This is a genomic window from Arthrobacter sp. STN4, assembly GCF_024539665.1.
Taxonomy (GTDB): domain Bacteria; phylum Actinomycetota; class Actinomycetes; order Actinomycetales; family Micrococcaceae; genus Specibacter.
In genome coordinates, this window is sequence record NZ_JAKZGX010000006.1 from 79,251 (window position 1) to 93,243 (window position 13,993).

11 protein-coding genes are annotated in these 13,993 nt (G+C 63.1%); all 11 read left to right on the forward strand.

Annotation, left to right across the window (positions count from 1 at the left end; translation table 11 throughout):
* The first annotated feature begins 352 nt into the window (after nucleotides 1–352).
* The 11 genes from MMF96_RS06685 (at nucleotide 353) to MMF96_RS06735 (ending at nucleotide 13,986) form a co-directional block, all read left to right on the forward strand.
* Nucleotides 353–1,126, forward strand: a complete 774-nt coding sequence (locus tag MMF96_RS06685) for an enoyl-CoA hydratase/isomerase family protein (protein ID WP_256883002.1) — start codon at nucleotides 353–355, stop codon at nucleotides 1,124–1,126.
* 29 nt (nucleotides 1,127–1,155) lie between these two features.
* The gene (locus MMF96_RS06690) at nucleotides 1,156–3,303 is read left to right on the forward strand and encodes an acetate--CoA ligase family protein (RefSeq protein ID WP_256883003.1); all 2,148 of its coding nucleotides are present in this window, start codon (nucleotides 1,156–1,158) and stop codon (nucleotides 3,301–3,303) included.
* 38 nt (nucleotides 3,304–3,341) lie between these two features.
* Nucleotides 3,342–4,469 carry an acyl-CoA dehydrogenase family protein gene (locus MMF96_RS06695; protein ID WP_256883004.1) on the forward strand — a complete coding sequence of 376 codons (1,128 nt, stop codon included), beginning with the start codon at nucleotides 3,342–3,344 and terminating at the stop codon, nucleotides 4,467–4,469.
* On the forward strand, nucleotides 4,466–5,557 hold the full coding sequence (locus tag MMF96_RS06700) for an acyl-CoA dehydrogenase family protein (RefSeq protein ID WP_256883005.1): 1,092 nt from the start codon (nucleotides 4,466–4,468) through the stop codon (nucleotides 5,555–5,557). Before MMF96_RS06695 ends, MMF96_RS06700 begins: the two co-directional genes overlap by 4 nt.
* Before the next feature lie 52 nt (nucleotides 5,558–5,609).
* Nucleotides 5,610–6,317: a TetR/AcrR family transcriptional regulator gene (locus MMF96_RS06705; RefSeq protein WP_256883006.1), complete on the forward strand. Its 708-nt coding sequence runs from the start codon at nucleotides 5,610–5,612 to the stop codon at nucleotides 6,315–6,317.
* 330 nt (nucleotides 6,318–6,647) lie between these two features.
* A complete protein-coding gene (locus MMF96_RS06710; RefSeq protein WP_256883007.1) occupies nucleotides 6,648–7,781 on the forward strand; it encodes an MFS transporter in 1,134 nt (377 codons plus the stop codon).
* 237 nt (nucleotides 7,782–8,018) lie between these two features.
* A complete protein-coding gene (locus tag MMF96_RS06715; protein WP_256883058.1) occupies nucleotides 8,019–9,179 on the forward strand; it encodes an acyl-CoA dehydrogenase family protein in 1,161 nt (386 codons plus the stop codon).
* Nucleotides 9,180–9,188: 9 nt separating this feature from the next.
* The gene (locus MMF96_RS06720) at nucleotides 9,189–9,965 is read left to right on the forward strand and encodes an enoyl-CoA hydratase/isomerase family protein (RefSeq protein WP_256883008.1); all 777 of its coding nucleotides are present in this window, start codon (nucleotides 9,189–9,191) and stop codon (nucleotides 9,963–9,965) included.
* Nucleotides 9,966–9,977: 12 nt separating this feature from the next.
* Nucleotides 9,978–10,856, forward strand: a complete 879-nt coding sequence (locus tag MMF96_RS06725; protein WP_256883059.1) for a 3-hydroxyacyl-CoA dehydrogenase family protein — start codon at nucleotides 9,978–9,980, stop codon at nucleotides 10,854–10,856.
* 71 nt (nucleotides 10,857–10,927) lie between these two features.
* Nucleotides 10,928–12,139: a thiolase family protein gene (locus MMF96_RS06730; RefSeq protein ID WP_256883009.1), complete on the forward strand. Its 1,212-nt coding sequence runs from the start codon at nucleotides 10,928–10,930 to the stop codon at nucleotides 12,137–12,139.
* A gap of 164 nt (nucleotides 12,140–12,303) precedes the next feature.
* Nucleotides 12,304–13,986, forward strand: coding sequence for an ABC-F family ATP-binding cassette domain-containing protein (locus tag MMF96_RS06735; RefSeq protein ID WP_256883010.1), 1,683 nt, complete (start codon nucleotides 12,304–12,306; stop codon nucleotides 13,984–13,986).
* Nucleotides 13,987–13,993 lie beyond the last annotated feature (7 nt).

The window sequence follows — 13,993 nt, forward strand, 5'->3', positions numbered from 1 at the left end:
CCCGGGCGTGACATAAATGCACAAGCATGAAAACCAAAGCTGCAGGTAAACCAAATAGCAAAGCAAAATCTCGATAAAAAAGATAGACCGACAATCGACCGGGCGGCAATTCTTGAACCAGCGCGTGTATCGCTGATTGCTGGCTTCGCGATGGTCGTGGGCGGGTTCTGGGATCCGGCCCGGCAATGGACTGGGGTCGGGTCGCGATGCCCTGCTTGTTTGGGGAGCCGTAGCAAACTTTTTGGAAATCGAAGTTCTTCAAAAACTTGTTTTCGACATCGATATCGAGTTAGAGTTCTTATGTATTGGCGCTCACTGGTCGTGGCGGCCGTGACGTAATGAAAGGGAGCCGATGACCTTCCCCCGAAAAGACCTGTCCGTCAAAACCGATGGACCCATCTCGACTGTGCGTATCAGGCGCCCCCCGTACAACTACTTCGATACCGGCCTGGTGGGCTCACTGGCAGACGCCTTCGAATCCCTGGCACAGGATGCCCGGTGCCGAGCGATAGTCCTGGCGAGCGAGGGCCGACACTTCTGCGCCGGCGCGGACTTCCGCGGCGGCGACCGGCGCCCCAGCTACGACCAAGCAGTCCATACCTACGACATGGCCCAGCGGCTGTTCGACCAACCCCTACCCGTGGTGGCGGCGGTGCAGGGCGGTGCCATAGGAGGAGGGCTCGGCCTTGCCCTTGCGGCCGACTTCCGGGTCGGGTCGCAAACCGCATGGTTCTCCGGCAACTTCGCTTCCCTGGGCTTTCATCACGGATTCGGGCTGACTGAGACGCTGCCCGCAGTTGTGGGCGCCCAGAAGGCTAGCGAGTTGTTGCTCACGGGTCGACGGGTGCATGCCGTGGAAGCGCACGCGTTGGGACTCCTCGACCGTGTGTCAGAGGCAGCGGATCCATTCGAGGACGCGTTTGCCTTAGCGTCCGAGATCGCCGGTTCCGGACCTCTTGCGGTCCGGGCCATCCGGGCCACCCTTCGGCAAGGCCTGAGTGAACGGGTGCGTGCCGCAATGCAACATGAGAAAGAGCAGCAACGCCTGCTTTCGAGCACCGAAGACTGGACCGAGGGCGTGCGCGCCGTGGTTGAACGGCGGACACCGCAGTTCGTTGGCCGATGAGACTCGAACCAAAGCACCTGGAGGAAGATATGACGAACACCCTGCCCTGCACCACGGCGCAGCAGGAAGCCGCGGAGCAAGGGGGCAACCTCTCCACATTGCTCCGGCCGCGCGGGATCGCGATTATCGGGGCGTCACGACGAGTAGGCAGCCCCGCCTTCCGGACACTGACCAATCTGGTGTCTTCGGACTTTGAAGGCAAGATTTGGCCAGTGAATCCCAAGGAGTCGGAACTTCTGGAGCTGCAGTGCTTTGCCTCTGTCCGCGACATCCCCGGCCCGGTTGACCTTGCACTCGTCATGGTGTCCGCCGGCCAGGTTGAGTCCGTTATCGAGGAATGTGGCATGAAGAGTGTCCCTGCCGTGGTCGTGTTTTCATCCGGTTTTGCCGAACTGGGCGAGGACGGTCGTTCGATGCAGGAAGGCGTCGCCGCAACGGCCCGCCGATGGGGCATCCGGCTGGTCGGCCCAAACAGCCAAGGTTTTGCATTCGTTCCGTCCAACCTGACGGCAACGTTCTCCGTACCCGCCGCGAACCTCGGCAAGCCTTCGGGCATCGCCTACATTGGCCAGAGCGGTGCCTTGGGTGGTGCGTTGGTCTATGAGTGCCGGTCCCGAGGCATTGGGCTGTCGGCATGGATGTCGACCGGGAATCAGGCCGATATGGCTGTGACGGAAATTGCCCTCGCCATGCTGGAGGAACCGGAAATTTCGATCCTCGCCATCTACCTCGAGGAACTGCCTGAGGGGCAAGGATGGGCCCGGGTCCTCAAGGCTGCTGCAGCGAGCGGCAAACAGATTGTGGTGCTGCGCTCGGGGCGCACGGATGCCGGCAAGAAGGCGGCGTCCTCCCACACGGGGGCCATGATCGGCTCCGACGCTGCGTTCATGCTTTTGTCCGAGAGCCTCGGCGCCATTTCGGTGCACGACCTGGACGAGATGGTGGACGTCTTCGATGCCCTGCTGAACCAGGGTGCCGGGGCTGGTGACCGTATCGGTATCGTCACCTCCTCCGGAGGAGCAGGAAGCATTCTGGTCGACCACCTGCACGAGAACAGTCTCCGACTCGCCGACTTGTCAACCGACACGGCTGCCTCCCTTGCCCAAATAGTTCCCGCATTCGGCTCCGTGGCGAACCCCGTCGACGTCACCACCGCGCTTTTTACGGGCGATGGCGGTGAGTTCGCCACCGTCTGTCGTCTGGTCGTCGATGACCCGGGAGTGGATCATCTGGTGGTGCTGCTCACCGGACTTAACGCTCCCCGCTCCGCCCGAATCGCTGATGAGCTGGCGCAAGTGGCGGCGGCGAGCCAGACCCCAATTAGTTTTGTGCATATGGCTGCTCCCGACGGGCGGGCAGCGGTGGATAACATCCTGCACGCAGCCCGTGTTGGTGTGTACAACTCCACGCGGGACGCGGCCGTTGCCCTGGGCCGGGTTGGACGGCGGCGTCAAACGGCGGTTGCAGCGTCCCTGCAGGCGGACGAAGACGAGCTGCGGGCAGTGGCACAGCTGCCCGAGGGTGGAACGGTGACTGAGTGGGAGGGCCGCGCCTTCCTCCGGGAACTTGGCATCAGTGTCCCGGATGCTGTCTTACTCCGCGGTGACGACGACGATGTGGCTGCCATCGAGTGCCTAGGCGAGGGGCCGTTTGCATTGAAGGCCCAGTCGCCGCAGATCGTCCACAAAACGGAGGTGGGCGGCGTCGAGGTTGGAGTGGCGCCCTCCGACGTGCCGGCTGCCGCCGAGCGCATGCGTCGGAAGGTTGCCGCCCTCGCTCCCGGTGCCACAGTTGACGGGATCATGATCCAGCAAATGGCTGGGCGCGGAGTGGAGCTCATTATCGGCCTCGAAGGATCGGACCAGGGGTACCCGCCCGTCCTTACCGTGGGCTTCGGCGGTTCCCGCGCCGAGATCTATGCCGACGTCGTGTCCGCCTTGTGCCCACTCGATGTGAACCAGGCGAGGCGGCTGCTGGAGAGCCTGACCGGATGGCCCCTGCTGGACGGCTACCGCGGGAGTGAACGCTGCGACGTCGCCACGGTTGTTGACACGGTGGTGCGGCTCTCGCGCCTCGCGTCAGCGCTCGGCCACAAGCTCGCCGACCTTGAGATCAACCCGTACATCGTTCACCAGCGGGGGGCCACGGCCGTTGACCTCGTCCTCCGCCTGCGCTGACAACGCAACTACACCAGACCATGACAAGGACACGTTCCATGAGATTTCCCCCTACCACCCTGACAGCCGGCGAGCTCGCGCTTCGAAGCAACGTGAGAGACTTCCTTGCCGAGCATCTGCCGCCTGGCACTCCTTCGCTTGGCATGGGAACTGTCGACCTAGATTTCAGTCGGCTGCTTGCCGGCCGGGGGTGGGTAGGCATGTCGATACCTGAGGAGTATGGCGGATCCGGCCGCACTGCAGTTGACCGGTTCGTCGTCGCAGAGGAACTGCTTGCGGCCGGAGCCCCTGTTTCGGCCCACTGGACAGCGGATCGCCAAACGGCGCCGACCCTGCTCAAGTTCGGGTCCGAGGAACTGCGACGCGAGTTCCTTCCCGCGATCTGCAAGGCCGAGTGCAGCTTCGCCATCGGCATGTCTGAGCCGGGTGCCGGCTCGGACCTGGCCGCAGTGCGGACGAAGGCCGTTCGGGTCGAGGGGGGCTGGAAAGTGACTGGCACCAAGGTGTGGACCTCCGGTGCGCACTGGGCTGACTATTCCATCGTGCTTTGTCGCACTGGCCCGGCCGAAGCCTCCCGACACGACGGACTGAGCCAACTCATCGTCAACCTCAGGGCTGAGGGGGTCGCGATCAATCCCATCATCACGCTCGACGGCAGGCACCATTTCAACGAAGTCGTGCTTGACGACGTCTTTGTCGCCGATCAGTACGTAGTGGGCACCATCGGAGGCGGGTGGGCCCAGGTCAGCAACGAGTTGGCCTACGAACGATCCGGTCCTGACAGGTGGATGACTCCTTTCGTGCTCCTGCGCGAATTTGTCAGTCGACTCAACGCGGACTCATCGACGGAGCTCGCTTCCGCAGTCGGGCAGTTGACGGCCAGCTACCGCACACTTCGCAATTTGTCGTTGTCCATCGCGCGCATGATCGACGGGGGTGAGGCGCCCGCCGCAGAGGCGGCACTTGTCAAGGACTTGGCGACCACGTTCGAGCAGCACGTCATAGATACGATCCGTGGGCTCTCCGACATCGAACTTGACCCTGACTCCTCCGATGTTTTCGAGGAACTGTTGGCCCGTGCCGTTCAGAGGTCCCCCATACTGACCATCCGCGGTGGAACCAGCGAGATCCTCCGTTCAGTCGCAGCAAAGGAGCTTATGCGATGACCATCGACGTCGATCCCATGTTCACCGAAATGGTGGCACGGGCTGCCACCGAGGAATGCGGCTTCGACCGCGTGCGTGATTGGGAGACTGCCACCGACGAACTTCCGGGTATCTGGAAAACCTTCGCGGACCTGGGCCTCCTCGGTGTGGGAATATCCGAAGAAGCAGGCGGTTCCGGTGGTGAGCTCGCTGATGTGGTTGAGGTCATCAGGCTCGCCGCCTCGTCTGCGCTGCCAATTCCGTACGCGGAGCATACATTGCTCGCTGGCCAGTGGCTCGCCTCAGCGGGACGCTACGACCCGGATTTAGGGGTCGTCACGGTCGTGCCTGATTGCGATGCGCTGACATTGTCAGGACCACGGGGCCGTAAGACCCTTCACGGAACGGCACGCCGCGTTCCGTGGGTGCAGCAGGCCGATCGGCTGCTCATTCCCGCCCGTGACGGCGACTTGCACACCCTCCTGCTCGTTGACGTTGCCGACCTGTCCTTCACGCCAGCCCGCAACATTGCAAACGAACCACGTGACACGGTCATCGCCGACGGGTTCGCAGTTCCGGAGTCAGCCTTCATTGGAATCGTCGACCCGGCCGGCTGGGCCCTCTCAGGTGCCCTGGCCCGTGCCGTTTCGTTGGCAGGCGCCGCACAGAGTGCGCTCGACCTGACAATCAAGTATGTCAAGGTGCGCGAGCAGTTCGGCCGGCCGCTTGGCAAGTTCCAGGCCGTGGGACACATGCTGGCGCTAGCGGCGGAAGACACTGCCGCTGCACGCATGGCGAGTGAGTCCGCCGTGTCCGCCCTGTCCCGCCGCCTTGACGATTCGGATTGGGCGGAAGCGCTGCGTATGAGCGAGACCGACATCGCTGCCGCCAAGACCGTGGCGTCTTGCTCCGCCACCACTGTCTCGCGGCTGACTCATCAGATGCACGGGGCCATGGGGACCACGGTCGAGTATGACCTGCAGCTCCTGACCCGCCGGCTTTGGTCATGGCGGGACGAGTTCGGCAGCGGAAGGACCTGGTCAGAGCGCCTGGGCCGGACAGCCATCGCACGCGGCGGCACAGAGATATGGGACATCATCTCAAACTGAGGTGTTGCAAACTGGTGGGAGCGCATAATGCGAAACGCAGGAGGAGACGAAGATGGTCGTAGCAGGATCCGGGACATCGGCCGCACGCCGGGAGCAATACGGCAAGAGTGAGAACACCAGGGGCCAGCGGACCCGCGCGCTGCTGATGAAGCATGCCCGTGAGGTTTTCGAACGAGACGGATATGTCGACGCCCGCGTTGCCGACATCACTGCGTCCGCGGGTGTCTCCCACGGCAGCTTTTACACATACTTCGAGTCGAAGCAAGAAATCCTGCGTGCCATCGTCGAAGAGATCTCTGACGATTATGCCACTGCCAGCCGCACCGTCTCCGGGGAACTGGCAGACGATCCGGATCCCGCCCACCGTGAGTGGGTCCGCATTGAAACCGCGAACCGGCGTTTCCTTGACGTCTATCGGCGTAACCGCGGAATGATGAAGATCTATGAGCAGGTTTCAGCCATGGATCCCTACGTGGAGGAGCAAAGGCTGATAGGCCGCCGCCGAAGCGTCGCCCGGATCGAGCGAAGCATCCGCCGTCTTCAGGACCTGGGGATGGTAGACCGTTCACTGGATGCACACATTGCAGCATCGGCGCTGGCCGCGATGGTAGGCAACTTCGCCTACTTCTGGCTCGCACTCGGCGAGGACTACCAGGAGGCTGCCGCCCTGCACACGCTTACACGGCTATGGGCAAACGCCCTCGGCCTCGACGAAACCGTCACAGACGCAAAAGCAACGGAGCCGTCCGCATCGTCGTGAGACGGCCATGACCATCGATTTCTGCTGGCATCGCCCGAGAAGAACCGAACATGAAGGTCGTGCCCACCCATCAGACCCTGACCAAGGCATATCCAGCGCAGCGAAGGACCCGGACCCCACGTTTAGCGACGGGGAGCCGCTCGTTCTCCTGGGCAATTCCAGGTGCGGCTAGACCACCGCCATACCGTGCATCTCGGGCCTTGAGCAACCAAACGGAGGGACGATCAGCATCGGAAAACACCGCCCCGCTCGGCCCGTTCAAGTGACCTGGATGGGCGCCAGCCGGTTATCAGGTACACGGTGAAGCCCTGGTACGTGCACATCCTGCTAATGACCCTGTGCACCCAGGCCGCGTATGCCGGGGTCCGCGTCCTGGTCTCCTACCGCATCGTCGAACTTGGCGGTGGACCTTTGCTCGTCGGGCTTGCGGCGTCAGCCTTCGCCCTGGCCCCGCTCCTGCTCACCGTGCCGGTCGGGCGCATGGTCGACAAACGGCTCGGTCCTGCGGTGATGAGGACCGGTGCCGTGCTCACTGTGGCGGCCCCGGCGATCATCGCCCTACGTCAAGATCTCCGGTTTTTGCTGGCCGGCTTTGTCCTTCTTGGCTTCGCTCAGATGTTGGCCACGCTTGCGGGCCAGGGCATCATTTCTGCAAAGTCGCCTGCCGAAAAGCTTGACCAACGTTTCGGCGGCTGGGGCCTTGCCGTCTCGACAGGTCAACTCATAGGCGTCCCCCTCGCAGGAATCCTCGCCGCATCGGGCTCAAAATCCGCTTCCGTCCATACAACGACCGCCCTGTTGGCGATGACGGGGGTGGCAGCCGTCGCAGTCCCCTTCGCCGTCCTGACGAGGCGCTCCAGGCCCATGGACGTTGTCCTTGGAGGTTACCGAAAGCGGAAGGTCGGCTCGTTGTTGGGCGAAAAGGGCATGAGGCCTGCGATTTTCAGCAGTCTCATGGTTCTGGTCTCCCTCGACATCCTGGCTGCCTACCTGCCGCTCCTGGGCCAACGTCACGGACTCAGCGTCCTGACTGTTACCGTCCTGCTCAGCATCCGGACCACAGCGGCACTCCTGAGCCGGGCGCTTCTCCCGCTGATGTTGCGCCACTTCAACCGGAACCTGTTGCTGGTCTCCTCTACGTTGGCCTCGGCAGTACCCATGGCACTGATAGCCTTCGTCCCCAGTCCGGTGGTCATTGGCCTGTTTTTGGCCGCTGCCGGACTATTTTGGGGAATCGGTCAGCCGTTGACGATGAGCTGGGTGGTCCAACTCGCCGGACAGTCCCACCATGCCAGCGGACTCTCGCTCCGGCTCTCCGCGAATCGTCTCGGCCAAGTCGTCATCCCTGCCGCGGCCGGACTCGCCACGGGGACTGTCGGCGTGGGTGCTGTCTTCCTCGTCACCGGCTTGTTGTTGGGATCCGCAGGTGTCGCGACATGGCGAAGCCTGACAGGAGACACCTGAGGCCTGGAAGGGGGCACTTCGGCCAAGGCCGGGCAGATGGCACCCACTTAACCTTGTTTTCGATATCGATATCGAGTTAGAGTTTAGGAGAGTCGGATCACTGCCAGTGAATGATTGACCACGTGCGCCCGTTGCTCGACCTGACCTGTCCGGCGCCTGACCCTTCAAGTCCCAGGAAAGAGAATTCCCTTGAACACCCTCCTCAAAGAAGGCTCCCCGATCACCAAGGAAGCTGCTATCTTGGCCAAATCCGATGTGCTGAACCTCGACGGACTGCTCAGTGCCGCCGAACTGAGCCTCCGTGGCTCGGTCCGATCCTTCGTGGCCGAGCGAATCAGGCCAAACATCAAGAAATGGTACGAAGATGGTTATTTTCCCGTGGAGATCGCCCGTGAAATGGGTGCCCTCGGCCTGCTCGGGATGCACTTGAAAGGCTATGGCTGCCCCGGACGATCCGCCGTGGAGTACGGCATCGCCGCCATGGAACTCGAGGCAGGAGACTCCGGGCTGCGCACCTTCGTCAGCGTCCAGGGTTCGCTGGCCATGAGTGCCATCCACAAATGGGGATCCGAGGAGCAGAAGAACGCCTACCTGCCGGGGATGGCGCGTGGCGAGATTATCGGCTGCTTCGGCCTGACGGAGCCTTCTTCAGGCTCGGATCCTTCCTCGATGCAGACTATCGCCACCAGGAGCGGTAACGGGTGGGTCCTGAACGGCGCCAAGCGATGGATCGGGATGGCCTCCATCGCGCAGGTCGCAGTTATCTGGGCTGCCACCGACGAGGGTATCCGCGGCTTCCTCGTTCCCACGGACGTTGAGGGCTTCAAGGCCACGCCGATCGACCCCAAACTCTCAATGCGTGCCTCCATCCAGTGCGATATAGAGCTCGATAATGTCGAGCTGTTGGATTCCGCAATGCTTCCCGGCGTCCAGGGTCTCCGTGGCCCGTTCTCCTGTCTGAACGAGGCCCGCTACGGCATTATCTGGGGCGCCATGGGCGCCGCGCGGGACAGTTACGAGGAAGCGTTGAAGTACTCCCTTGAGCGGATGCAGTTCAACAAGCCCCTGGCGTCCTATCAGCTGACCCAGGAAAAGCTGGTCAACATGCTGATTGAGATCCAGAAGGGCACCCTGTTGGCCATCCATACCGGCCGCCTCAAGGACGCCGGCACCTTGGAACCTGTCCAGATCTCGGTGGGCAAGCTGAACAACTGCCGGGAGGCAATCGCCATCTGCCGCGAGGCGCGGACCATCCTGGGTGGCAACGGCATCACCCTGGACCACTCGCCGCTGCGCCACGCCAACAACCTCGAATCAGTCCGCACCTACGAGGGCACGGACGAGGTCCACACCCTTATCCTGGGCAACCACATCACCGGCCAGCGGGCATTCCGCTAGGAGGCAGCCATGTGCTATGAAACCATCCTTGCCGACGTCACCAACCGGCTCGGAACCATCACGCTCAACCGTCCTGGGGTCCGCAACGCACTGAGCAGAACCGTCCTGCGGGAAATCCGCCACGCACTGGCGGACTTCGCGGACAACGAAGACGTTGGCGCCGTCATTTTCACCGGCGCCGGGGACAAGGCGTTCATTGCCGGAGCAGACATCACCCAGCTGGTCGACTACACGTTCTTGGACGGTCTGGCAGCGGAAATGCAGCGGCTCTACGACTACATCGAGGATTATGGGAAACCCACCATTGCCGCCATCAACGGCTTCGCCCTGGGTGGCGGGATTGAGCTGGCCATGTCCTGCGACATCCGCATCGCTTCGGATACTGCCCGGTTCGGGCTGCCCGAAACCAAACTCGGCATCCTGCCTGGCGCTGGCGGAACGCAGCGCCTTACAAGGCTGGTCGGCAAGGGACGCGCTGTCGAATTGATCCTCACGGGCAGGATTTTCGAGGCCGGCGAGGCGTTGTCCATCGGCCTGGTCACCGACGTCGTTCCCCAGGCGGAACTGATGGACGCGGCCCGGGCCACGGCGGGCAAGGTCCTTGCCAAAGGCCCTTTGGCGGTCCGGCTCGGCAAGCTCGTGATCAAGAACGGCGCCGAAGCGGACCAGCGAACCGGGCTGCTGCTCGAACGACTGGCCCAGGCGCTGCTCTACTCCACCGAGGACAAACGGGAGGGTGTTGAGTCCTTCATCAACAAACGTGCCGCCGAATTCACTGGACGCTAGGGGAACAAAATGATGCAGATCAACAAAATTTTGGTGATTGGGGCTGGAGCCATGGGGTCACAGATCGGGATGGTGTGCGCCCTGGCCGGGTACCAGGTCACGATCCAGGATGTCGCGGCAGACATGCTGGCCATGGCCCGGAAGCAGCTCACAGACCGGATCGACAGCAGCGTGGCCAAGGGGCGCAGGAGCCGGCAGGACGCCAATGCCGCTTTGGCCCGGCTCACCTTCACCACTTCCCTGCATGCCGGCGCGGCGGACACCGACTTCGTGATCGAGGCGGCGACCGAGAAACTTGAAGTCAAACGCGGCATCTTCGCGGCGCTGGGACAGGTAGCCCCGGCGCACGCCATACTTGCCACGAATTCCTCCACGCTGGGCTCCTCGAAAGTGGCCGACGAGACCGGTCGCCCCGAACGGGTCTGCAACATGCATTTCTTCAATCCCGCGCTGGTCATGAAATGTGTTGAGGTGGTCCGCCACGGTAAAACATCCCAGGATACGGTGGACGCCACCATGGAGTTGGCGCGATCCTTGGGCAAGTCGCCCGTGCTGATCAATCGAGAGATCCCGGGCTTTGTGGCCAACCGGCTCATGGGCGCCCTCCGGGACGAGGCGCTCCGGCTTTACGCCGACGGCACCGCCAGCGTCGCGGACATCGACACCGCGGCCAGGACGGCGCTCGGCCACCCCATGGGGCCCTTTGAGCTGATGGACCTGGTGGGCCTGGACGTCAGCTACCTGATCCGACAAGCAACCTTCGAGGAAACACAGGATCCGGCAGACCTGCCCCATCCAGCACTGAAGGAGCTGTACGAGCAAGGGAACTACGGGAGGAAAACCGCGCATGGCTGGTACCGATATGACGAATCTGGAGCCAAGGTCCAGTAGACCCGAATAGCAACGCCCGTCAGGAACGACCCCACGAATCCATGCAGGACACTGAAGTTAAGGACGATTAAATGACTGAGGCATTCCTCATTGGCGGCGCCCGCACCCCGGTTGGCCGCTATGGTGGTGCACTGTCCACGGTGCGCCCGGACGATATGGCAGCGCTTGTCATCAAGGCCGCGGTAGACCGCGCCGGCGTAGACCCTGACACCGTGGACGAGGTCATTCTCGGCAACGCCAATGGTGCAGGCGAGGAAAACCGCAATGTTGCCCGCATGGCCTGGCTCCTTGCAGGATACGGGGAGCACGTGCCCGGCATGACGGTCAACCGCCTGTGCGCCTCGGGACTGAGCGCCGTCATCATTGCTTCGCAGATGATCAAGGCAGGAGCTGCTGACATTATCGTGGCCGGCGGCGTGGAGTCCATGAGCCGGGCCCCCTGGGTGCAGGCAAAGCCCGTTGCCGCCTTTGCCAAGCCGGGGCCGAGCTTCGATACGTCCATTGGCTGGCGCTTCCCCAATGAGCGATTTTCGACCGGTGGCCTGTCCCGTGATGGCAAGATGACATACTCCATGCCACAGACGGCCGAAGAAGTCGCCGATGTTTACGGCATTACCCGCGAAGACGCGGACGACTTCGCCGTCCAGTCCCACCAACGCGCCCTCGCCGCCATCGCCAGCGGCAGGTTCAAGGACGAGATCGTCCCCGTCCCGGTCCATTGCCACAAGGCCACCCATGTGGTGGACACGGACGAGGGGCCACGCGACGGCACCACCCGGGAGGTCCTGGCAGGGCTGAAATCCATCATTAGGCCCGGCGGCGTTGTCACGGCCGGAAACTCAAGCACGCTCAATGATGGATCGTCTGCCATTATTGTGGCCTCAGAAGCGGCAGTGAACAAGTTCGGACTGAGCCCCCGGGCACGCATTGTCGAGGGAGCCTCCGCCGGCGTGAGCCCGGAGCTCATGGGCATGGGCCCGGTCCCCTCCACGCGCAAGGTGCTTCAGAGGGCCGGCTGGGGTGTGGGGGACCTGGATGCCGTCGAACTCAACGAGGCCTTCGCATCCCAATCACTGGCAGTCTTGCGGGAGCTGAAGCTTGATTCCGGCATCGTCAACAACGACGGCGGCGCAATTGCCCTGGGCCACCCACTAGGTTCCACCGGCTCGAGACTGATTGTCACCCTGCTCGGCCGCATGGAACGCGAAAACGCCAGACGCGGCCTGGCCACCCTCTGCGTGGGCGTCGGCCAAGGGACGTCCATGCTCATTGCGGGCGTCTGATCTCCCGCAAGGACACGGACCGGTCCACTTGTTGGGGCACGGCTCTCGCGTTGGAAATAGACAGGCTGCAGTCTTTGCCGTGGAAACGGTGCGGCAACCATCACGCAAACAGGCCGAAGCAGGATGGGGATATCCCCGCCTCGTGCAGATGGGAGGATTAACCAGTGGGACACATCGACGTTGCAAACATTGACTACTTTCTCTCCGACGGCCGGCAGCTGCTGAACGGGGTGAACTTCCGCGTCTCGGACGGCACCAAGACGGCGCTCATCGGTCCGAACGGCACAGGCAAGACCACCCTGCTGCGGATCATCTGCCAGGACATCAAGGCTGACGAGGGTGCCGTCTCGCGTTCGGGCAGCATGGGTGTCATGCGCCAGTTCGTGGGCCAGGTCCGGGATGACAGCACCGTCCGCGACCTGCTGCTTTCCGTGGCCTCGCCGAACATCGCTGCCGCGGGAAGGGCCGTGGACGCGGCCGAGGAAGCCATGCTGGAGCGCGACGACGAGCCCAGCCAGATGGCCTATGCCCAGGCCATCGCCGACTGGGGCGACGTGGGCGGCTACGAGATGGAAACCACGTGGGACGAGGTCACCATGGCCGCCATGGGCATGGATTTCTACAGTGCCCAGTACCGCAAGGCGTCGTCGCTGAGCGGCGGCGAGCAAAAGCGCCTGGTGCTGGAAGCGCTGTTTGCCGGACCCGATGAGCTCCTGTTGCTGGATGAGCCGGACAACTACCTTGACGTGCCTGGCAAGCGCTGGCTGGAAGCGAAAATGGGTGAATCGGACAAGTCGGTGCTGTTCGTCAGCCACGACAGGGAACTGCTGGCCAATGCCGCGGACAGGATTGTCACGCTGGAACCTGGCATCAACGGTGCCTCGAGCTGGACGCACGGCGGCGGCTTCGAGTCCTACGTAAAGGCCCGTGAAGACCGTAACGCCCGCTTTGAGGAGTTGCGCAAGCGCTGGGACGAGGAGCACGTCAAGCTCAAGGAACTCGTCAACATGTACAAGACCAAGGCGGCATTCCGCTCGGACATGGCCAACCGCTACCAAGCCGCGCAAAGCCGGCTGGCGCAGTTCCTCGAGAAAGGTCCGCCCGAGGCCCTGCCCATCGAGCAGAACGTGAAGATGCGGCTCAAGGGCGGGCGCACGGCCAAGCGCGCCATCGTCGCCACGAAACTGGAACTCACAGGGCTGATGAAACCGTTCAGCACCGAGATCTGGTTCGGCGACCGCGTGGGTGTGCTCGGCTCCAACGGTTCCGGCAAGAGCCACTTCCTGCGGCTGCTGGCGGCCGGCGGATCCGATCCGGACAAGGAACACGAGCCCGTCTCCGACGTCGAAATTGCCCACGTCCCGCACGAAGGCACCGTGAAGCTTGGCGCAAGGATCCGGCCCGGATTCTTCGCCCAGACGCATGCCCGGCCGGACTTGCTGGGCCGGACCTTGCTGGAGATTCTGCACCGCGGCGACGAACACCGCTCGGGCCTGGGCCGGGAAGCCGCCGCCGGCGCCCTGGACCGGTACGGCCTCGCGTCCAGTTCCGAGCAGAAATATGATTCCCTCTCCGGCGGCCAGCAGGCCCGGTTCCAGATCCTGTTGCTGGAACTCTCCGGTGCCACGCTCCTGCTGCTGGACGAGCCCACCGACAACCTGGACCTGCATTCGGCCGAAGCGCTCGAAAAGGCCATCGACTCCTTCGAAGGAACCGTCCTGGCCGTCACGCACGACCGCTGGTTTGCCCGCTCCTTTGACCGTTTCCTGGTCTTCGGCTCCGACGGCAAGGTCTACGAAACCGGGGAACCTGTCTGGGACGAAAAACGCGTCGAGCGGGCCCGGTAGGGCCGCG

Coding starts and splice junctions, on each gene's coding strand:
- MMF96_RS06705 (WP_256883006.1), top strand. CDS start 5,610: ATGGTCGTAGCAGGATCCGGGACATCGGCCGCACGCCGGGAGCAATAC.
- MMF96_RS06730 (WP_256883009.1), top strand. CDS start 10,928: ATGACTGAGGCATTCCTCATTGGCGGCGCCCGCACCCCGGTTGGCCGC.
- MMF96_RS06725 (WP_256883059.1), top strand. CDS start 9,978: ATGCAGATCAACAAAATTTTGGTGATTGGGGCTGGAGCCATGGGGTCA.
- MMF96_RS06690 (WP_256883003.1), top strand. CDS start 1,156: ATGACGAACACCCTGCCCTGCACCACGGCGCAGCAGGAAGCCGCGGAG.
- MMF96_RS06720 (WP_256883008.1), top strand. CDS start 9,189: ATGTGCTATGAAACCATCCTTGCCGACGTCACCAACCGGCTCGGAACC.
- MMF96_RS06700 (WP_256883005.1), top strand. CDS start 4,466: ATGACCATCGACGTCGATCCCATGTTCACCGAAATGGTGGCACGGGCT.
- MMF96_RS06695 (WP_256883004.1), top strand. CDS start 3,342: ATGAGATTTCCCCCTACCACCCTGACAGCCGGCGAGCTCGCGCTTCGA.
- MMF96_RS06685 (WP_256883002.1), top strand. CDS start 353: ATGACCTTCCCCCGAAAAGACCTGTCCGTCAAAACCGATGGACCCATC.
- MMF96_RS06710 (WP_256883007.1), top strand. CDS start 6,648: ATGACCCTGTGCACCCAGGCCGCGTATGCCGGGGTCCGCGTCCTGGTC.